The organism is Nonomuraea sp. NPDC049637 (genome assembly GCF_040675235.1).
Lineage (GTDB): Bacteria > Actinomycetota > Actinomycetes > Streptosporangiales > Streptosporangiaceae > Nonomuraea.
The window spans coordinates 123,009-141,802 of record NZ_JBFAOM010000027.1 but is presented as its reverse complement, the minus strand read 5'-3'; the positions used below and the strand labels follow the sequence as shown (position 1 = coordinate 141,802).

At 73.9% G+C, this 18,794-nt stretch carries 17 protein-coding genes; 10 read left to right on the top strand and 7 right to left on the bottom strand.

All coding sequences use genetic code 11. The annotated features are described in order from the left end of the window. Positions 1-376: 376 nt before the first annotated feature. The 3 genes from AB0J71_RS31885 to AB0J71_RS31875 all read right to left on the bottom strand — a co-directional run bounded on the left by AB0J71_RS31885 (position 377) and on the right by AB0J71_RS31875 (position 4,930). The gene (locus AB0J71_RS31885) at positions 377-2,407 is read right to left on the bottom strand and encodes a M14 family zinc carboxypeptidase (RefSeq protein ID WP_352330202.1); all 2,031 of its coding nucleotides are present in this window, start codon (positions 2,405-2,407) and stop codon (positions 377-379) included. Positions 2,408-2,485: 78 nt separating this feature from the next. After that, positions 2,486-3,415: an alpha/beta hydrolase gene (locus tag AB0J71_RS31880; protein ID WP_364417443.1), complete on the bottom strand. Its 930-nt coding sequence runs from the start codon at positions 3,413-3,415 to the stop codon at positions 2,486-2,488. Between the two features lie 87 nt (positions 3,416-3,502). Next, complete coding sequence (locus tag AB0J71_RS31875) at positions 3,503-4,930, bottom strand: helix-turn-helix domain-containing protein (protein ID WP_364417441.1); 1,428 nt, start codon at positions 4,928-4,930, stop codon at positions 3,503-3,505. An 89-nt stretch (positions 4,931-5,019) separates the two neighbouring features. Here AB0J71_RS31875 and AB0J71_RS31870 point away from each other — a divergent pair, with 89 nt between their 5' ends. The 5 genes from AB0J71_RS31870 to AB0J71_RS31850 all read left to right on the top strand — a co-directional run bounded on the left by AB0J71_RS31870 (position 5,020) and on the right by AB0J71_RS31850 (position 11,500). Continuing rightward, a complete protein-coding gene (locus AB0J71_RS31870) occupies positions 5,020-6,111 on the top strand; it encodes a DUF917 domain-containing protein (protein ID WP_352331362.1) in 1,092 nt (363 codons plus the stop codon). After that, positions 6,108-7,424, top strand: coding sequence for a hydantoinase/oxoprolinase N-terminal domain-containing protein (locus tag AB0J71_RS31865; protein ID WP_364417439.1), 1,317 nt, complete (start codon positions 6,108-6,110; stop codon positions 7,422-7,424). Before AB0J71_RS31870 ends, AB0J71_RS31865 begins: the two co-directional genes overlap by 4 nt. A gap of 105 nt (positions 7,425-7,529) precedes the next feature. Continuing rightward, positions 7,530-8,849 (top strand): cytosine permease, encoded by a 1,320-nt coding sequence (locus AB0J71_RS31860; RefSeq protein WP_352329663.1) that lies wholly within the window; start codon positions 7,530-7,532, stop codon positions 8,847-8,849. A 76-nt stretch (positions 8,850-8,925) separates the two neighbouring features. Further along, positions 8,926-10,443 carry a hydantoinase/oxoprolinase family protein gene (locus AB0J71_RS31855; RefSeq protein WP_352329662.1) on the top strand — a complete coding sequence of 506 codons (1,518 nt, stop codon included), beginning with the start codon at positions 8,926-8,928 and terminating at the stop codon, positions 10,441-10,443. Further along, entirely contained in the window at positions 10,436-11,500 is a 1,065-nt protein-coding gene (locus tag AB0J71_RS31850) for a DUF917 domain-containing protein (RefSeq protein WP_352329660.1), read from the top strand. The genes AB0J71_RS31855 and AB0J71_RS31850 overlap by 8 nt, the downstream gene beginning before the upstream one ends. Here the strand turns inward: AB0J71_RS31850 and AB0J71_RS31845 are convergent. The 4 genes from AB0J71_RS31845 to AB0J71_RS31830 form a co-directional block, all read right to left on the bottom strand. Further along, positions 11,470-11,757, bottom strand: a complete 288-nt coding sequence (locus AB0J71_RS31845) for a YchJ family metal-binding protein (protein WP_352329658.1) — start codon at positions 11,755-11,757, stop codon at positions 11,470-11,472. The two genes, AB0J71_RS31850 and AB0J71_RS31845, sit on opposite strands and share 31 nt — an antisense overlap. Positions 11,758-11,916: 159 nt before the next feature. Then, positions 11,917-12,747, bottom strand: a complete 831-nt coding sequence (locus tag AB0J71_RS31840) for an NAD-dependent protein deacetylase (RefSeq protein WP_364417437.1) — start codon at positions 12,745-12,747, stop codon at positions 11,917-11,919. 42 nt (positions 12,748-12,789) lie between these two features. Next, positions 12,790-13,170: a VOC family protein gene (locus tag AB0J71_RS31835; protein ID WP_352327561.1), complete on the bottom strand. Its 381-nt coding sequence runs from the start codon at positions 13,168-13,170 to the stop codon at positions 12,790-12,792. Positions 13,171-13,178: 8 nt separating this feature from the next. Continuing rightward, positions 13,179-14,123 carry an ABC transporter ATP-binding protein gene (locus tag AB0J71_RS31830; protein WP_364417435.1) on the bottom strand — a complete coding sequence of 315 codons (945 nt, stop codon included), beginning with the start codon at positions 14,121-14,123 and terminating at the stop codon, positions 13,179-13,181. Positions 14,124-14,141: 18 nt separating this feature from the next. Here AB0J71_RS31830 and AB0J71_RS31825 point away from each other — a divergent pair, with 18 nt between their 5' ends. The 5 genes from AB0J71_RS31825 to AB0J71_RS31805 all read left to right on the top strand — a co-directional run bounded on the left by AB0J71_RS31825 (position 14,142) and on the right by AB0J71_RS31805 (position 18,358). Further along, positions 14,142-14,336 carry a hypothetical protein gene (locus tag AB0J71_RS31825; RefSeq protein ID WP_364417433.1) on the top strand — a complete coding sequence of 65 codons (195 nt, stop codon included), beginning with the start codon at positions 14,142-14,144 and terminating at the stop codon, positions 14,334-14,336. Between the two features lie 783 nt (positions 14,337-15,119). Next, a complete protein-coding gene (locus tag AB0J71_RS31820) occupies positions 15,120-15,908 on the top strand; it encodes a hypothetical protein (RefSeq protein ID WP_364417431.1) in 789 nt (262 codons plus the stop codon). Next, positions 15,908-16,282, top strand: coding sequence for a hypothetical protein (locus AB0J71_RS31815; protein ID WP_364417429.1), 375 nt, complete (start codon positions 15,908-15,910; stop codon positions 16,280-16,282). The genes AB0J71_RS31820 and AB0J71_RS31815 overlap by 1 nt, the downstream gene beginning before the upstream one ends. A 237-nt stretch (positions 16,283-16,519) precedes the next feature. Continuing rightward, positions 16,520-17,152 carry an HAD family hydrolase gene (locus tag AB0J71_RS31810; protein WP_364417427.1) on the top strand — a complete coding sequence of 211 codons (633 nt, stop codon included), beginning with the start codon at positions 16,520-16,522 and terminating at the stop codon, positions 17,150-17,152. A gap of 63 nt (positions 17,153-17,215) precedes the next feature. Next, a complete protein-coding gene (locus AB0J71_RS31805) occupies positions 17,216-18,358 on the top strand; it encodes a helix-turn-helix transcriptional regulator (protein ID WP_364417425.1) in 1,143 nt (380 codons plus the stop codon). Positions 18,359-18,794 lie beyond the last annotated feature (436 nt).

Sequence of the window (18,794 nt, the reverse complement as noted above, 5' to 3'; positions counted from 1 at the left end):
CGAGCAGTCATCAGCAGTCTCCTTGGTGACATCGATCATCAGGGCGGCATGCGCTCGCTTGACTCAGACAAGACATGAAGGCCGTAGCCGGGCACCAACGCCATCGGTCGCTACGTGGAGCGCAATGGGGGCGGACCCGAAGGGGTCACTCACCCGCCAACAGGTACAACGCTAACCCAAGAAACGGACAAACGCAAACCAAACACCCTAAAACGGGCAAAGATCTACCCCTGAACCGTAAACCCCGGGCAAGCCACCCCAACATGGGCAAAAGCCCAGGTCACTGGCGCGGGGTGTCCGTATGTAAACCCCGGGCAACGCGCGGGCATTCCCGGCCCCCGCGAACGCCATGACCTGGGCACGAGCCGCGCGGCGGTCAGGGCCTGCGGTAGTCGGCCGCCACCCCCACCAGCGAGATCAGGCCCGCGGCGAACTCCATCGCCTCGGCGTGCCCCTCCTCGAACGGCGGCTGGAAGCCCACGCCCTCCCACGTCCGCGCGGCCGGGTTCCACAGGTCGGCGCCGACCTCGAAGTCCCAGCCGTAGACGCCGTGCTCGTACCAGAGCTCGTCGGCGGAGTTGCCGGCCGCCGAGTAGAGCACGTCGGTCACCGGCCCGGTCTGCTGCGGCCAGATGACCGTGCCGCGCTCGGCGGCGATGGCCTGCTCGATCGTGCGGGCCGAGCGCGTGAAGTAGGCCTCCTCCTGGGCGCTCGGCCTGGGCAGCGCCACGCGGCCGTCGAGCTTGTACGCCCCGGGCGGCCACATGAAGTAGCCGCCGTAGCTGTGCACGTTCATGGCGAACCGGATGTTGCGGTACGTCTCGGCCAGCCACATCACGTTGCGGCTCTCCGGCTCCGAATGCTCGGCCGGACCGGCGTACGTGCCGCTCTGGCAGTTGGCCGAGGCGCCGAAATAGCCGTCCGACAGGGAGCCGACGGCGTAGTTGCGGTTGACGTCCACGCCCCAGGTGTTGCGCTGCGCCGGGTCGGACTGGGCGGCCGGGCAGTGGTTGGTCATGTTCTTCCGCTGGCCGTTGAAGTCGTAGAAGCTGTAGTTCGCGCCGTCGGGGTTGACGGTGGGGACGATGAAGATGTCGGTGCGCTGCAGCAGCCTGCGGGTGGCCGCGTCGCGGGCGTAGTTGCGCAGCAGCCGCTCGGCGGCCTCGACGGTGACCAGCGGCGCCACCCATTCCCTGGCGTGCTCCTGGGCGTAGGCCAGCACGCCGGTGCGCGAGCCGTCGCGGTGGACGCCGACGCGCAGCGCCAGCACCCGCATGGGCTTGCGGGAGACGTCGGCGGGCGCCTTGAGCGAGTCGGTGAGCCGGGTGGCGGGGGCCGCGGCCATGACGCCGGCGCCGGGGTCGGTGCGGTAGACGGCGGCCTTCAGCCCGGTGCCCGGCGCGGCGTTGATCGCGGCGACGACCTGGGCGGCGGTGCTGACCGGCGTGCCGGAGCCGTCGGTGGCCAGGCTCACCGTCACCTGCTTGCCGGCCACGCTCACCTGGAGCGGCCGGTCCGGCGCGCCCGGGGCGACGAGCTCGACGGACAGGTCGTTGCCGCCCTCGGAGCCGTAGGCGTCGGAGGTGACCACGATCGCGGCGCCGGGCGGCGTGCCGATCAGCGCCTGGGCGCGGCGGCGGTAGCCGTTGGTGAGGTTGGGCAGCGGGATGACGTCGGTGAGCGACGGGTAGCGCCGGTGCAGCGCCTGGATGCGCTCGTTGAGCTGGGCGGGCGGCATGTACTGGGTGACGAAGTCCTTCTGGTAGCCCGGCGACCGATGGTCGGGGCGCTCCCCGTCGGGCCATTCCCGGACGCGGGCCTCGGCCGTGCCGCCGCTCGCCGAGGTGACCGTGACGCGCTGCGGCTCGGCCGGCACCGGGGCGGGCGTGCTGAACTGGTGGCCCAGGTAGGCGCCGGCGTCCACGTACGGGACCATCGCGACCTGGCCGGTGGCGCCGCGGCGGCCCGTCCAGGTGGCGGTGAGTGCGGCCGTCTCGCCCGCGCTGCTGCTGGCCTCGACCGACAGGAAGTACCCGTCGCGGGACTTGTACCAGACGGCCCGTTCGATGACGATCTGGTCCTGCGCGGCGGTGGCGGACGGCGCCTGCCGGGCGGCGGGCGGCGTGCCGGACGCCAGGCCCACGCCGATCGCCCGCAGCTCGGCGAGCTTGCCGGCGGTGAGCACGGCGTCCACCTGGACGCTGCCGTCGGCCTGCGGACGGACCCGCTCGGTCAGGTCGGCGCCGGAGGCGACCAGCCGCTCCATCGCGGCCCTGTCGGGCACGGAGAGCGTGACCAGCGACGCCGGCTCGGGGTCGGCCGGCCCCGCCACCGCCGGCAGCGACGACGGCCCGGAGGCGAGGAACGTCGAGACGACGATCATCAGGATGACTGCGGACGCCCTCAAGCCACGCATCGGCTCCTCCAGGATCACCGGTATCCCGATCATTGAAAGCCGACTTGACCCAACCGGCAAGACCCAGTTTCACCTTTTTGTGAAGGCGGCGACGTCCCGAATCGCCGTGACGACCAGATCCGGCTGCCGGTACTGGACGTAGTGCTCGGAGGTGCCGACCACCACCACCCGCCCGCGCGTGGACCGGGCGGCCACCCGCCGGGCCTGGTCGAGGACGCTGCGCGGCCCGCCGGACGGGACGACGACCACGATCGGCGGCCCGCCCGGCCCCTCCGCCGTCCCGGCGACCTCCCGCGCGCTGTCCAGCGACGCCCACGCCTCGGCCCTGGCCGCGGCCATGCTGCCCGGCCCGTAGACGACGGGGGCGGCGGCGCGCGCCGCCGGCGTGGCGTCGCCGGGCACCAGGAGATCCCCGGCCAGCCGGAGCAGGCCGATCCTGGCCAGCGCCTGGTTGACGGTGAGCTGGGCGGCCATCAGCGGCCGGGACACCCGCATGGCCGCCACCGCCTCCTCGTCGGTGGCGTCGATCAGCACCAGGCCCGCCGTCACGTCCGGGTACCGGGCGGCGAACAGGCGGACGATCTGGCCGCCGTAGGAGTGCCCGGCCAGGACGTACGGGCCGGGCTCGCCCGCGGCGGCCAGCAGCGCGCGCAGCTCCCCCGCCGCCCGGCCCGCGGTACGCGGCCCTGGGCCCTCCTCGCTCCAGGCGTAGCCGGCCCGGTCGTAGGAGCACACCCGCAGCCCGGCCGACAACCGCCGCTGGACCACCTCCCAGCTCGCGCTGGACTCCACCAGGCCCGCCTCCAGCACCACCACCGGGCCGCCGGATCCCGTGCAGCGCAGGTGCAGGCGGTGGCCGCCGACGTTCACCAGGCGGCCCGGGGGCGGGTAGCGCGTGGCGTCGCCGCGCCGGACGGCGCTCTCGTAACCGAGCCCCGCGCAGGCGGCCAGCAGCACCAGCCCCGCACACCAGGCGGCCAGCCGCCGCACTCTCGTCATGCCACCGAATCTAGGGAGCCGGCCGGCGGGTTTCCTCGTCCTGGCGGGCGAACGCGGGCTGGGAGCCGGGTCCCGCAGGGCCGTCCTTCAGCGGGAGGAGGCCGCCCGGCAGGCCAGCTGGAGTGCCAGGCGTTGCCGCGGGTCGGCGAGGTCGGCCTGGAGCAGGGTCTCGATGCGGCGCACGTTCCTGCTGACGGCGTTGCGGTGCAGGTGCAGTTCCTCGGCGGCGCGGGCGGGCGAGCCGTTGTGGTCGAGGTAGGCGCGCAGGATGGCCAGGAGGTGGGCGGTCCGCTCGCCGCCGAGGTCGAGGATCGGTTGCAGCAGCTCCCGGACGGCGTGCTGGGCGGCGTCGGAGGCGTACCACTCCTCCAGCATGCGGTCGAGGCCGGCCAGGTCGTAGGTGGCCAGCGGCAGGGTGCTGCGGCGCAGCGCCGTACGCGCCTCGGAGGCGGAGGTGCGTAGGCCGACCAGGCCCTGGTGGGCGGTGCTGACCCCGCAACGCAGCTCGGCGCCCGCCGGGCGGACCCGTTCGAGCAGGCGGGCGGCGTCGCGCACCGCCTCGCGCAGGCCCGCCCTGCCCTGGTCGCGCCGCTGGCTGCGGACCACGATCAGCGCGTCGCCGGCGAGCGCGGCGTTCCAGGCGGCGCCGCCCAGCTCGCGGGCCGCGCGCACGGCCCGCGAGGCGGCGGTCTCCAGCAGGGCGTACCGCTCCTGGCCGCCGTCGGCCGGGCCGTCCGCGGCGGCGTTCGGGGTCTTCGCGGGGTCCTTCGCGGGTTCCAGGCGCAGGACGACGTGCCAGTCGTCGATCGGCAGGCCGAGGGCCCTGGCGCGGGGGGCCAGCTCCTGGGCCTGGTTCTCGGGGGCGACCAGCAGCTCGGTGAGGAGCTGGGCGCGGGACCGTCCGGGCAGTTCGTCGGACGGGCCCGCGGCGGCGGCCAGGGCGGCGACCCTGAGCACGATCCCGGCGGCCCGGTCGAAGTGCGTGCCGACCGGCCCGCCGGGCTGGGCGGTGAACGCGCCGCCGTCGGCCCGGACGGGACGGCCGAGAGCCGCGCCGGCCGCCTCGGCGATGCGCTCGGGCACGCCGCCCGCCCCCGCCACGGCCTCGGCGGCGCCCGCCGTACGGACCAGCGCCTCGGCGGCGTCGCCCGCGATGGCCCGGTCGACGGCCACCACCAGCTCCGCCAAGTCGCCGCCGGCGGCCGCCAGCAGCGCGACCCCGCCCCGCTCGGCCAGCGCGGCGGCGCTCCGGTCGACCGCGGCCCCCAGGGCCTCCAGGGCCTGCGCGGACTCCGCGGTGAGCACGAGCGCCACGGCGCCGGCCGCGGCGGCGTCGCGCAGCGCGACGTCGAGCCGGTAGCCGGCCGCCTGCCGGGAGGCCGCGACCGTCAGGACCAGCACCGACCCCGGCGGCTGGCCCGCGATCCGGCCCAGGTCCTCCACCAGGCGCACGCCCGAGGCCGCCGCCGGCACCCCTGGCCCGGCCAGCGGACGCAGCTCTTCCAGCAGGAACATGCCATCAGTGTGCCATCGGCACACGAAGCCCGGCAAAAAGGTGCGGCGGGAACATCTGCCTTGACCTGCGGCTTCGTAACCTCGACAGCATGGACATCGACACCGGGCTGCTGCCCGCCTTCGCCCGCGGCTGCGCCGTGCTGGGCTCGGGCGGCGGCGGCCCCGTGACCATCGCCCGCGCCGCGGCGCTGCAGGCGCTGGAGGACCACGGGCCGGTACGCGTCGTGCAGCCCGCCGAGCTGGACCCCGAGCTGCTGGTCATGCCCGTGGGCACGGCGGGCTCCTCGGCCGTCATGTCCGAGCGCGTCGGCGGCACCGACGAGCCCGTCTACCTGCGCGACAAGATCGAGGAGCTGTACGGCGCGCCTGTCGGCGCGGTGCTGGCCAGCGAGATCGGCGGCGCGAACGGCTGCCTGGCGGTGGCCTGGGCGGCCCGGGTCGGCCTGCCGCTGGTGGACGCCGACGGGATGAGCCGCGCCTTCCCCCGCATGGACCAGACGGTGATGCAGCTGCGCGGCATCGCGCCCACCCCCGCCGTGCTGTGCGACGAGCGCGGCCGGACCGTCGTCGTCGACCGTGTGACCGGCGGCTGGCTGGAACGGCTGGTACGGGCGTCGCTGGAGGCGTTCGGCGGCCAGGTCGCGACCAGCGAGTACATCATGCGCGGCGACCAGGTGGCCGGCGCCACCGCGCTCGGCTCGGTCACCCGGGCCGTGCGCCTCGGGACGCGGCTGCCCGATCCGCTGATCACCGGCAAGGTCGCCGAGACGGCCGGGTCGATCCTGGTCGAAGGGCTCGGGTACGACCAGGGGCGGCTGGTCCGCGTCCAGGCGGGCAGCGAGTTCCTGGCCGTCGTCGAGGACGGCGTGCCGCTGGCCGTGGTGCCCGACGTGATCGCGATGCTGGACACGCGCACGGGCGAGGTCGTGCAGGCCGAGCAGGTCCGGTACGGGCTGCGGGTGAGCGTGGTGCGCGTCCCGTGCGACCCGGTCTGGCACACCCCCGAAGGGCTGCGGCTGGCCGGGCCCGCCGCGTTCGGTCTCACCGGCCTTGCCACCCCTCCCCCACCGCAGGCGCCCCCCGCCACCGCGACGCGGGAAACCCCGGCGGGCACGGCCTTCAGCCCCTCCCCCACCGGGTCCACCGGGCCTTCCCCAGCCGGGCGGGAGGCGGGGACGTGAGGGCCGGGGTGGACGTCGGGCCGACCAACACCGACGCGGCCGTCCTCGCCGACGACGGCAGCGTGCTGGCCACCGTCAAGATCGCGTCGATCCCCGGCGACCCGGTGGCCTGCGTGCGCAACGCGCTGGCACGCCTGCCGATGGACGGCGAGCCGGCCCAGGTCGCCGTCGGCCTGCGCGGCGCCGCCACGGCCGTGACCAGGCGATCGGGGCTGCGCAAGGTGGCCGTGCTGCGCATCGCGGGCGTGTCGGCGACCGCGGTGCGCCCGCTGTCCGGCTGGCCGCCCGACCTGCGCGCCGCGGTGAACGCCGGCACCGCCGTCGTGGACGGCGGCGGCGGTCTCGACCGCGAGGACCGCACGCCCCTCGACCGCGACGCCGTGGCCCGCTTCGCCGCGCAGGTGGCCGGCACCGCGCAGGCCGTCGCCGTCGCGGGCCTGTTCTCGCCTCTGGACGGCGAGCAGGAGCGCGAGGCCGCCGAGATCGTCCGGGCGGAGCTGGGCGAGGGCGTGCCGATCGCGCTGTCGGCCGACCTCGGCTCGCTCGGCCTGCTGGAACGCGAGAACGCGACCGTGCTGGACGCCGCCCTGTCGGGGTTCGCGGGCGCGGTCTCCGGCGGGCTGGCCACCGCGCTGGCGGGCCTGTGCCCGGGGGCGGCGGTGTTCGTGACCCGCGGCGACGGCACGCTGATGAGCCTGGAGCACCTGGCCCGCCATCCCGGGCTCAGCCTGGGCAGCGGCCCGGCGAGCGTGCTGCGCGGCGCCGGCGCCCTGACCGGGCTCGGTGACGCGGTGGTCGCCGACGTGGGCGCCACCCGCGTCCGGGTCGGCGTGCTGGCCGGCGGTTATCCGGAGGAGGCCGTGGGCGGCGCGGACATCGGCGGCGTGCCCGTCGGGCTGCGCATCCCCGGGCTGATCAGGGTGCCGCGGCCGGTCGACCCGACCGAGCTGGCCGAGGCCGTGGACCGGCTGCAGCCCGGCGCCGGGCTGCTGCCGCTCGTGGTCGTGGGCGGCGGTGAGCACGCCGTGCCGGAGGGGCTGCATCCCGCGCATGGGCCGGCGGCCGGCGCCATCGGCGCGGCGGTCAGCCCGGTCGGCGGCCAGTACGAGCGCATCGTGCGCCTGCCCGACCGCTCGGCGCTGGCGGCGGCGCTCGAACCCGTCGCCGAGGAGGCCAGGGCGGCGGCCGTCCGCGCGGGGGCCGATCCGCGGCGGGTGCGGGTCATCGGCGTGGAGGAGATCCCGCTCGCGTACCTGCCCGGCCCGTTCGTCCGGCTGCGCGCCCGCGCCGCCGGGCCGCCCTCGCTCCTGTGACCGCCCGCTTCTCCGATCGTCCGCTCCTCTGACCGCCCGCTCCTCTGACCGCCCGCTCCTCTGACAGCCCCCGTACACGACCCCCCGACGCGAAGGAAGACCACCATGACCGACTCCGACTACCCCCTGGAGCGGGTGCCGCAGGCCGCCCGCTACTCCTGGTTCAACGTGGCCGTGCAGCGGTTCGGCCAGCTCTCCGACCTGACGCAGTTCCTGCTGGGCGCCACGCTCGGCGCCGGGCTGTCGTTCTGGGGGGCGTTCTGGGCGTTCACGCTGGGCTCGGTGATCCTGGAGGTGGTGTGCATCTTCGTCGGCATCGCCGGGATGCGCGAGGGCCTGTCCACCTCCATGCTGGCCCGCTGGACCGGCTTCGGCCGGTACGGCTCCACGATCATCGGCGTGATCATCGCCCTGAGCCTGTTCGGCTGGTTCGGCGTGCAGACCGCGGTCTTCGCGTCGGGCCTGCACTCGATCATGTCCTGGCTGCCGCTCTGGGCGTGGGCCATGATCGCCGGCATCGGCGTGACGCTGCTGGTCATCCGGGGGTTCAAGGCGATGGGGATGACGGCGTTCATCACCGTGCCGGCGTTCCTCGGCCTGGCCGGCTGGGCGATGTGGGTGGAAATTTCGCGACATGACCTGGGGTCGCTGGTGGCGTCGCCGCCGTTCGGCGAGCCGATCAGCATCGCGACCGGCGCCACCATCGTGGCCGGCTCCTACATCATCGGCGCGGTGACCACGCCCGACATGACCAGGTTCAACCGCAACACCGGCGACGTCGTCAAGCAGACCCTCGTCGGCATCTCCCTCGGCGAGTACGTGCTCGGCCTGGCCGGCGTGCTGCTGGCCTACGCGGTCAAGTCCTCGGACGTGATCGCGATCATCACGGCCTCCTCCGGCGTGATCGGCGTCATCGTCCTCATCTCGGCCACCGTGAAGATCAACAACTGGAACCTGTACTCCGCCGCGCTCGGCCTGCTCAACGCCGTGGAGTCCACGGTCGGGGTGCGGCTGAACCGGGTCGCCGTCACCATCGGCATCGGCGTCCTGGGCAGCGTGCTGGCCGCCGCCGGGATCCTGGAGCGCTTCACCGACTTCCTGCTGATCCTCGGCGTCATCACGCCGCCCGTGGCCGGGATCATGGTCGCCGAGTACTTCGTGGTGCGCCGCTGGCGCCCGGTGCTGGACGCCTCCCGCGCCACCGGCACGCTGCCCGAGACCGAGCCGACGTGGGTGCCCGCCACGCTGGTCATCTGGGCCGCCGCCGCGCTGGTCGGCTGGCTCAGCGACCACTACCAGTGGATCGGCATCCCCGCCCTGAACTCCCTCATCCTCGCGGGCCTGGGCTACGTCGTCGCGGGCCGGCTCGGCCTGGTCCGCGGCACCCGCGAGGTCCCCGTCGAGCGGCCCGCGCTCACCGTCTGAGAGTCGCTACGGCCCGCGCTCACCGTCCGAGAGCCGCACGGCCCGCGCTCACCGTCCGAGAAGAGAGTCCTCCTTCATGCGTATCGGCATCGACGTGGGCGGCACCAACACCGACGCCGCCCTCATCGGCGACGACGGCCAGGTGCTGGCCACCGTCAAGTCCCCCACCACCGCGGACGTCACGGGCGGCGTCGCCGCCGCCCTGGCCGGCCTGGGCGCCACCCGGGTGTCCGCGGTGATGATCGGCACCACCCACTTCGTCAACGCCCTGGTGGAGGCCGCCCGGCTGGAGCCGGTCGCGGCCGTCCGGCTCGGCCTGCCCGCCACGGCCGCGCTGCCGCCGCTGGTGGACTGGCCCGACCGCCTGCGCCAGGCGGTCGAGGGCGCGGTCTACCTGTGCCACGGCGGCTGCGAGTACGACGGCGCCCCCATCTCCCCCCTCGACCCGGACGAGCTGCGCGGCGTCGCCGCCGACATCAGGCGGCGCGGCCTGCGCACGGTCGCGATCTCCTCGGTGTTCTCCCCGGTCAGCGACGCCGACGAGCACGAGGCCGCGCGGATCCTGGCCGCCGAGCTGGGCCCCGAGGTGCACCTGTCGCTGTCCTGCGAGATCGGCCGGGTCGGCCTGCTGGCCAGGGAGAACGCCACGATCGTGAACGCCGCCCTGCGCCCGCTGGCCGGCCGGACCGTGGCCGCCTTCGGCGAGGCGCTGCGGGTGGCCGGGATCGACGCGCCGCTGTTCCTGTCCCAGAACGACGGCACCCTCATGGACGTGGACCAGGCCCGCCGCTACCCGGTGGCCACCTTCGCGTCGGGGCCGACGAACTCGATGCGCGGCGCGGCGTACCTGTCGGGGCTGACCGACTGCGCGGTGGTGGACATCGGCGGCACCACGTCCGACGTGGGCATCCTGGTCGGCGGGTTCCCGCGCGAGGCCGCCGGCGAGGCGCTGGTCGCCGAGGTGCGCACCAACTTCCGCATCCCCGACGTGTTGTCGATCGGCATCGGCGGCGGCTCGCTGGTCGCCGAGGACGGCACCACCGGCCCGCGCAGCGTCGGCTACCGGCTGACCGAGGAGGCGCTGGTGTTCGGCGGCGGCACGCTGACCGCCACCGACCTGGCCGTGGCCGCCGGGCTGGCCGACATCGGCGACCGCGACAGGGTCGCGCACGTCGACCCGCAGCGTCCGCTCAAGCTCATCGCCGAGCGCGTCTCGGAGGCGGTCGACCGCATGCGCACCTCGTCCGCGCCTCTGCCCGTCGTGCTGGTGGGCGGCGGCAGCGTGCTCATCCAGGAGCTGCCCGGCTTCGACGACGTGCGCCGCCCGGCGCACTTCGAGGTGGCCAACGCGGTCGGCGCGGCCATCGCCCAGGTCGGCGGCGAGGTGGACCGGGTCTTCTCCGGCCCCCGCGAGCGCATCCTGGAGGAGGCCAAGAGCGAGGCGATCATCCGCGCCGAGCGCGGCGGCGCCCGCGCGGGCAGCGTGCGGATCGTGGACGTGGAGGAGCTGCCGCTCGCCTACCTGCCCGGCGACGCCACCCGGATCAGGGTGAAGGCCGTCGGCGACCTGGACCTGGAGAAGATCGATGCGTGAGATCGGAATCGACCGGCTGGACGACATGGCGCGCGGCGCCGGGATCCTCGGCACCGGCGGCGGCGGCGACCCGTACGTGGGCAAGCTGCTGGCCCGCGAGGCCATCCGCAGGCACGGTCCCGTGCCGCTGGTGGCCATCGACGAGGTGCCCGCGGACGCGACCGTCGTGGCGGTCTCCGGCATGGGGGCGCCGACCGTGCTGCTGGAGAAGCTGCCGGCGGGCACCGAGGAGCTGACCGCGCTGCGCGCCCTGGAGGCGGTGCTCGGCCGTCCGGCCACGCACATCGTGCCGATCGAGGTCGGCGGCGTGAACTCGATGATCCCGATCGCCGCCGCCGCCCAGGCGGGCCTGCCGATCGTGGACGGCGACGCGATGGGCCGCGCCTTCCCCGAGGCCCAGATGGTGCTGCCGACGCTGATCGGCGTGCCGAACACGCCGATGGCGCTGGCCGACGACAAGGGCAACACGCTGGTGCTGGAGACGGTGTCCAACGTGTGGGCCGAGCGCCTGGCCAGGGCGGCGTGCGTGCAGATGGGCTGCCAGGTCTCCTGCGCCGACACCGTCATGCGCGGCGACCAGCTGCGCGACGGTCTGGTGCCGGCCACGCTGACGCTGGCCGAGGACCTGGGCCGGGCCGTGCGACTGGCCCGCGCCGGGCACGCCGACCCGGTGGCGGCGGCCCTGGACGTGCTGGGCGGCCTCAAGCTGTTCACCGGCAAGGTCGTGGACGTCGAGCGCCGCACCACCGGCGGCTTCGCCCGCGGCCAGGCCCGCCTGGAGGGCACCGGCACGCTGGAGCTCAGCTTCCAGAACGAGCACCTGTTGGCCCGCCGGGACGGCGAGATCGTGGCCACCACGCCCGACCTGATCTGCGTGCTGGACACCGACTCCGGCGAGCCGGTCACCACCGAGGCCATGCGCTACGGCCTGCGGGTCACGGTCATCGCCGTGCCCTGCGACCCGCGCTGGACCTCGCCGGGCGGGCTCGAACTGGCCGGGCCGCGGTACTTCGGCTACGACTGCGACTACCGGCCGCTCGCCACGACCCCGGCGTAGACCCAGCGGCCGTCCAGCCGGACGAACCTGCTGTGCTCGTCGAGCACGCCCGGCACCCGCCGGTTGACGAAGTGGGCGCGGAACCGCACGGTGCCCTCGGTGTGGACGGGGCTGCCGCCGGTGCTCTCCAGCACCTCCAGCTCCGTCCAGGCGACCTTCCTGTCGAGGTCGAGGCGGGCCGGGCGGTCGGCGGGATGCCAGGTGGCCATGAGGTAGGCCTCGTCGCCCACGGCGAACGCGCTGAACCTGGACCGCATGAGCGACTCCGCGGTGGGGGCCGACCCCTCACCGCGGTGGTATCTCCCGCAGCACTCCGCGTAGGACGCGGGCAGACCGCAGGGGCATGGACGAGGAGGCATGCCCCCCATTGTGCCGCCCCCGCGCCGCCTTGCGCTCCGCCCGGTGCGGGCATGGGGTCAGAGGCGGGCGGCCAGCTCGGTCAGGGTAGCCCCGAGCGGGGCGTCGAGCAGGAGCGCGGCGTCGGCGTCGGCTCCGGTCGGGCCCTGGTTGACGATGGCGACGGGCAGCCCGAGCTCGGCCGCCCTGGTGACGAAGCGCAGCCCCGACCTGATCGCCAGCGACGACCCCAGCACGAGCAGCGAGCGCGCCGCGCCCACGAGCGCGAAGCACTCCGCCACCCGATCCCTCGGCACGTTCTCGCCGAAGAAGATCACGTCGGGCTTCAGCAGGCCCCCGCAGGTGACGCAGTCGACCACCTGGAACCCCGCGACCTGGGCGTCGGTGAGAGCGGCGTCGCCGTCGGGGTTGACCCGGCCCTCGGCGGCCCAGCGCGGATTGGCCGCGCTGAGGCGGCGCTCCAGCTCGGCGCGCGGGGTACGTTCGCGGCACGACAGGCACACGACGCGGTCGAGGCCGCCGTGCAGCTCGATCACCCGGCGCGCCCCGGCGGCCTGGTGGAGGCCGTCGACGTTCTGGGTGACGATGCCGGCCAGCAGCCCACGCCGCTCCAGCTCGGCCACCGCGCGGTGGCCGGCGTTGGGGGCGGCCCGGCCGATCTGCCGCCAGCCGACGTGGCTGCGCGCCCAGTAGCGCCGCCGCGCCTCGGCGCTGCCGGTGAAGCGCTGGTACGTCATCGGCTCGGCGCGCCGCGCCCGCCCGGTCGGGCCCCGATAGTCGGGAATGCCGGACTCGGTGGACAGCCCGGCCCCGCTGAGCACCACGACCCCGCCACCGGCCACCAGCTCGGCCAGCGACGCGATCGCGGGCGCCGTCACGGGTGACGTCACAGGTGCCGTCGCAGTCTCTTGCACACCATCCATGATGCCCGGTCAGAGATAGTTGCTGAGCTCGACCAGGTTCCCGTCGGGGTCCCGCAGGTAGACGCTCCTGATGGGGCCGAGCGCTCCGGTGCGCTCCACCGGGCCCTCCTCGATCCCGACGCCGTGGCGGGCCAGCTCGTCCATGACCGTCTCGACGGGGTCGGCGACGATCAGGCACAGGTCGGCGCTGCCCGGGACGGGCCGGGCCGCCTTCGGCTCGAACTCGCGCCCCGCCTCATGCAGGTTGATCTTGCTCTGCCCGAACGCCAGCGCCCGCCGCCCCTCACCGAACGTCACCGCCTCCATCCCCAGCACCGTGGTGTAGAAGCGCACCGCCACCTCCACGTCGGCAACAGTCAGCACCAGATGATCCAGACGGTCGATCCTCATGCGTTCCCTCACTCCTCGATCGGCTCTCCGTTCCATAGTCTCCGCATCTCGGGACACGTACGCAGCAACTCCTCCAGCGGACCGCGTCCCACGACCTGGCCACGGTCGAGGACGACCACCTGGTCGGCGCGTTCGAGGGCGGCCCGGCGGGAGGAGACCACCAGCAGCGTGGCGGGGCCGTGCCGGGCGATGCGCTCCCACAGCAGGTTCTCGGTCCCGACGTCCAGGGCGGACGACACGTCGTCCACGACGAGCAGGTCCGGGGCGCGGACCAGGGCGCGGGCGGCGGTGGCGCGCTGCACCTGGCCGCCCGACAGGCGCACGCCCCGGGGGCCGACGACGGTCTCCAGGCCGTCCGGCATGGCGGCCAGGTCGTCCTCGACGGCGGCCAGTTCCAGGGCACGGGCCAGGGCTTCGTCGCCCGCGGGCAGGCCGAGGAGCAGGTTCTCGCGCAGGGTCTCCGAGAACAGGCGCGGGATCTGGCTCGCGTACGCCGCCCGTCCGGGCACCAGGAACGCGCCGGGGTCGGGCAGCGGGCGGCCGTTCCAGGTGATCGTCCCGGCGTCCAGGGGCAGCAGGCCCAGCAGGGCGCGCACCAGCGTGGTCTTGCCCGCGCCGACGGCCCCGGTGACGACGGTGAACGTGCCGCGCCGCAGCGTCAGGTCCACGTCGTGCACCCCGCGCCCACCGGGGTGCCGCACGCTCAACCCCCGCACCTCCAGCGTCGTCGGCGCGGCCGGGAGGCGGGTCGTGGGCGGGCCGTCCGGGGCTGGGGTGGGGTGGAGGGGGAGGGGGTGGGGGTGGGTCAGGTCGGGGGTGTTCTGGTGGGGGGCGAGGAGGCTGGTCAGGCGTTCGGCTGAGACGTCCGCCCTCGGCAGGCGGTACAGGATGGAGCCGATGGTGCGCGGCAGCGCGGTCAGCCAACTGAATGTCTCAATAACACCAACACCCAATGGCGAGAGAGGCATCCGATGCCCCCGATCCCCACCTACCTGGAGATGCTCACCAAGGTCCGCGCCCACCTCAGCGACGCCCGGGACTGGCTCAACTCCGACTGGCAGCCCACCACCCTCACCGGCGAGCAGGCTGCCGCCCGACTGCGGGCCCTTCGCCTCATCGGCGAGGCCAAGGCCGCCATCGACCAGGCGAAGAGGCGGCCGCAATGATGAGCGCACCCCACCCTCTGGACGGCCCCATGCCGCAGCTCCGCATCCGTATCACCGGGAGCCAGCGCGCCGCGCTGCTCGCCGTACTCGACCGCTCCCCCGAGACCCGCGTCCACGTCGCCGGCTTCACAGTCCGATTCGACATGGACGACCCGCGCGGCTGGCTGGAGGTCCGCGCGGCTGAGTGGCCGCGTGGCGAGTTCCCGCATGCCAGCCTGCACGGAGTCCTGCGGGAACTCTCCCAGGTGATACAGGGTCAGGTTCAACCTGACCTCCGGCCCACCATCCTCCGCGGGGCCGCCGTCCTCATCCGGTCCGGGGACGAGCTCCGTGCCGGAAACGCGATACTGGCTACCGTTGCCCAGCTCGTGCCTGCTGGAGAGGCGAGGGACGGCCTGCCCATGCGTGCGGTCCGCGCCGTCGTGGACCGCCTGTCGCTAACCCCGACCGAGAGTCCGCTGACGGCCTTCACATGGTGGGACCAGGACACCGGGCGCGCCGACGTCGCCAAGACGCTGGAGGCCACCGCCACGGCGCTCGACGGCGAGGAGGCGGCCCCCGACCCGACGGGCCACTGCATCATCGTCGAGACGCTCGACGCAACCACCGCCCGGGAAATCAACAGGCCGGACGCCGCCGGACAGCGAGCCGTCATCGAGTGCCACGACGCCGCCGCGGCAAGGTGTGCGCAGTGGAGGCTGACCTGCCGATCCTCGACGTCGAGGACGTCGCGCGCAGCGTCGCCAAGACGTATGGCGCCCGGTACGCGGGAGTGGTGCAGTAATGGCCGAGACGTTCTACGGCCCGATCCAGGTGTGCCGGGAGCTCGGCCTGGAGCAGTGGCAGCTCGACCGCGCCGTCGAGGCCGGGCTCATCACCAACCGCGACGGGCGCGGTTGGCCTGCCGCCGTGGTGGAGGAGGCGCGCACCCGTCTGCCTGAGATCGTCGCGGGGATCGGGGGCGTTCCGGACGTGGGCGCGCATCGCGCTGCCAAGGCTCTGGCCGACCGTTTCCCCGACGTCAACATCACTGCGGACACGATCAGCGAGCTGGCGCGGCAGGGGTTGTTGCCCGTGGTCGGCGATTACAAGGGCCACGACCTGTTTTGTGGTCGGACGCTGGAGACATTCAGCGACCAGGCCGCGGTCGAGGCCGCGACCCGCCAGGGGAAGCTGCGGACCACAGACGATGTCGCCAGCTACCTGAAGGTGCGCCGGAGCGATGTCGACCACCTCGTGCGTGCCGGACTTCTCGCGCCGGCCGAGCGCGTGCGCGGCCCATGGGACAGCCGTTCCCGGGCCAGCGTCTGCCTCTACCGGACGGGTGACCTGGACGCGCTGCTCGCCGCCCCAGAGATCGACTGGGACGCCGTCCGGGCGGCCGCCCCCGGTGCCCGCTCGCCCCTCGCAAGCCTGACCTCGACGCACCCCGGGCCCGGGTGCGGCTGTCCCGACTGCTCCGAACGCACTTACCTCGATCAAGCCGAGCGCCAGGCCGCCGCGGAGGTCGCCGAAGTGCTCGATCTCCCCGCCGGCCGGTCCTCGGAGCTCATGCTGGGCGGTGAGCTCTGATGGGCCGCCGCGAGCACGTGACCGAGCCCGAGCAGCTCACCGCCAACCTCATCCGGTTCTTCCGCACCGTGGAGAATCACGCCGCGTCCGATCCGGCCAACCTGGTCTACATCGACGAGCTCCAGGCCGCGCTGCGCGAGACCAAGCTCCGGGCGATCGCCAGGGCGGGCAGCGCGGCCCAGGAGGGCGGCGACTACTCCATCAACCACATCGCCGGGATCCTCGGCATCACGAAGCAGTCCGTCCACGAGCTGATGCGCAAGGGCATGGCCCTGCTCGCCGAGCAGCGGAAGCGTCTCGGCGTAGTCTCACTGCGGGAGCGGCGCCGGGTACGCCTGGAGGCCGCTGGCGCGCCGAACAGGCGAGCGAGCTGACCCGAAGGCCCGAGGCATCAGGCGCCCGGCTCCAAGGGCTGACGCGGCGCTCGTCCGGCCCCTCGGACACCGGAGGGTAGAAGAATCTTCATCCCCTGTAGAAAAAATGCATACCTCTAGTTCATACTGATCGTCTTATACGTCCGGAACCGCCGTACGGCCAGCTCGCAGACCCGTCCCAGGCGCGCGACTGGCCGTGCGGCACTGGGACTACCGGCATCTCGTAGGCTCACGTCCGTGCTGACCTTTGCCCTCGACATCGGCGAAACCATCGTCCGCGACGACCGGTACTGGGGCTCGTGGGCTGACTGGCTCGACGTCCCCCGCCACACGCTGTCCGCGCTCGTCGGCGCCGTCGTCGCCCAGGGCCGCGACAACGCCGACGCCCTCCGCCTGCTCAAGCCCGGGATCGACCTGGCGGCCGAGTACGACGCGCGCGAAGCTGCCGGGCTCGGCGAGCGCATCGAGGAGGAGGACTTGTACCCCGACGTCCGACCCGCACTCACCGCACTGCAGGAGGCCGGCCACCAGGTCCTCATCGCCGGGAACCAGACGGCACGCGTGGCCGAGCTGCTCCGCGCCCTGCGCCTGCCCGTGGCCTCCGTCGCGACCTCGGGCGAGTGGGGCGTCGCCAAACCCACCCCCGACTTCTTCACCCGGCTGGCCAACTTCGCCGAGTCCACGCCCGACCGGATCATCTACGTCGGCGACCACCCTGCCAATGACATCACTCCCGCTCAGGCGGCCGGGTTCCGGACCGCCCACATCCGTCGCGGCCCCCTCGGACACCTCTGGGCAGACTCGCCAGAAGCCGCGGCGGCCGACTGGCGGATCAGCACACTGGCCGAGCTGGCAACCATCACGCTCTAACCCTGGGCGGAGCTGTCACCAGGCCACTACAGTCCGAGATAACGCCTCGCACTGGAGCCCCCAATGCCTGCAGCCCCCCACGGCGGAATCGGCCGGCGCATCGCCTACCACCGCAGCGTCGCCCGGCTCACCCAGCAGCAGCTGGCCGACGCGGCAGCGATCCACGTCGGCACGCTGCGCAAGATTGAACGCGGGGCGCGCGGCGCCGGCGACGGCGTCCTCGAAGCCATCGCCGCGGTGCTGGGCATCGACCCATCGCTGCTGCTGGCCGATCGGGCGCAAGCCAGTTCCCAGGTCCGGGCCGCGATCCACACCCTGTCGGCGGCGATCGCCGCCTACGACGTGCCTGACGACGGCCCCGTCCGGGCCCTGCCGCTCCTTCAGGAGGCTGTGGCCCAAGCGGCGACCTTGCGGCTCGCCTCGCAGTACGTGCAGATCACCCGGCACGCGCCCGACCTGCTCGTTGAGCTGTTCCGCGCGCTGCAGGCCGCCCCGCCGCAGCAACAGCCGGAACTGGCCAGACTGGTCGCCTCCGCTCTCCGGAGCGCCGATGCTGTCGCCTACAAGTTCGGCGCCCTCGACCTGAGCGCCCGGCTCATCGAGCTGATGCGGTGGGTGGCCCCGCAGGCAGACAGCCGCCTCCTCGACGCCAGCGTCGCATACGTCCGCACCGAGACCTTCTTCGCCGCCTACGCGCACGAGCCTGGGCTGCGCGCGCTGGAACGCGCTCTCGATGCCGCGGCGCCTGCCATCGACCCAGCGGCCGTGGCAGCCCGGGGCGCTCTGCACATGCGAGCAGCGGTCATCGCGGGCCGGGCCGGCAACTCCGACGCGGCCGAGACGCACCTCGCCGACGCGCGACGGTTGGGCGACCAGGTGCCCGAGGCCATCTACGCCGGCACAGCGTTCGGACCGAGCAGCGTCCGCATCCACGAGGTGTCCGTCGCGGTCAGCCTCGGAGGCGATCACGTGCACCGCGCCCTGGAGGTCGCGCGGGAGTGGGCGCCGCCACCGGAGCTGCCGGCCGAGCGGCGCAGCGGCTTCTACATCGAGCTGGCCCGCGCCCAGCTGTGGTCAGGGCTGCCAGATGACGCATTCGAGAGCCTGAAGGTAGCCAGGCGGATCGCGCCACAGCACACCCGCGATCACCGCTGGGTGCCGCGAGGACGCCGCCACCCTGCGCCGTCTGAAGCGGGCCGACGCTGAGTCTCTAACGCACTTCGCGGAGTGGTGCCAGGCCACCTGACCCAGGTGACCCACACTGGGTCACTTGTGCCCTGCCTCGGGGGCCACGATCTGACTGTCAACCCGACGGTCAGAGAGATCGAGATGACAGAGCACGCAGTGTCCAGCACGACCATCCTGCCGGCCGCGCACAGCATCAGCATTGCGCGGCTGCACGGGATGGCATGCGTCCACTGCGGTGCCGTCAACCGGTCCCTTCAGCCCGCCGGAACCGTAGAGGACTGCCGCGGCCGGACCTGGCCGGTCGTGGCATGCGCCGCTCATGGCGCCCCCGGGCCAAGCGACGTCACCGCCGGCCCAGGGACTTGATCAGGAACGAGGTCCTGACCCATGGATCACGATAGTCGTCGGAGTCCCGACATGCCGCCCTCTCCTGAGGCTGCCGCCACATGGCCTC

Coding starts and splice junctions, on each gene's coding strand:
- AB0J71_RS31880 (WP_364417443.1), bottom strand. CDS start 3,415: ATGACGAGAGTGCGGCGGCTGGCCGCCTGGTGTGCGGGGCTGGTGCTG.
- AB0J71_RS31875 (WP_364417441.1), bottom strand. CDS start 4,930: ATGTTCCTGCTGGAAGAGCTGCGTCCGCTGGCCGGGCCAGGGGTGCCG.
- AB0J71_RS31870 (WP_352331362.1), top strand. CDS start 5,020: ATGGACATCGACACCGGGCTGCTGCCCGCCTTCGCCCGCGGCTGCGCC.
- AB0J71_RS31860 (WP_352329663.1), top strand. CDS start 7,530: ATGACCGACTCCGACTACCCCCTGGAGCGGGTGCCGCAGGCCGCCCGC.
- AB0J71_RS31855 (WP_352329662.1), top strand. CDS start 8,926: ATGCGTATCGGCATCGACGTGGGCGGCACCAACACCGACGCCGCCCTC.
- AB0J71_RS31850 (WP_352329660.1), top strand. CDS start 10,436: ATGCGTGAGATCGGAATCGACCGGCTGGACGACATGGCGCGCGGCGCC.
- AB0J71_RS31845 (WP_352329658.1), bottom strand. CDS start 11,757: ATGCGGTCCAGGTTCAGCGCGTTCGCCGTGGGCGACGAGGCCTACCTC.
- AB0J71_RS31835 (WP_352327561.1), bottom strand. CDS start 13,170: ATGAGGATCGACCGTCTGGATCATCTGGTGCTGACTGTTGCCGACGTG.
- AB0J71_RS31825 (WP_364417433.1), top strand. CDS start 14,142: ATGCCCCCGATCCCCACCTACCTGGAGATGCTCACCAAGGTCCGCGCC.
- AB0J71_RS31820 (WP_364417431.1), top strand. CDS start 15,120: ATGGCCGAGACGTTCTACGGCCCGATCCAGGTGTGCCGGGAGCTCGGC.
- AB0J71_RS31815 (WP_364417429.1), top strand. CDS start 15,908: ATGGGCCGCCGCGAGCACGTGACCGAGCCCGAGCAGCTCACCGCCAAC.
- AB0J71_RS31805 (WP_364417425.1), top strand. CDS start 17,216: ATGCCTGCAGCCCCCCACGGCGGAATCGGCCGGCGCATCGCCTACCAC.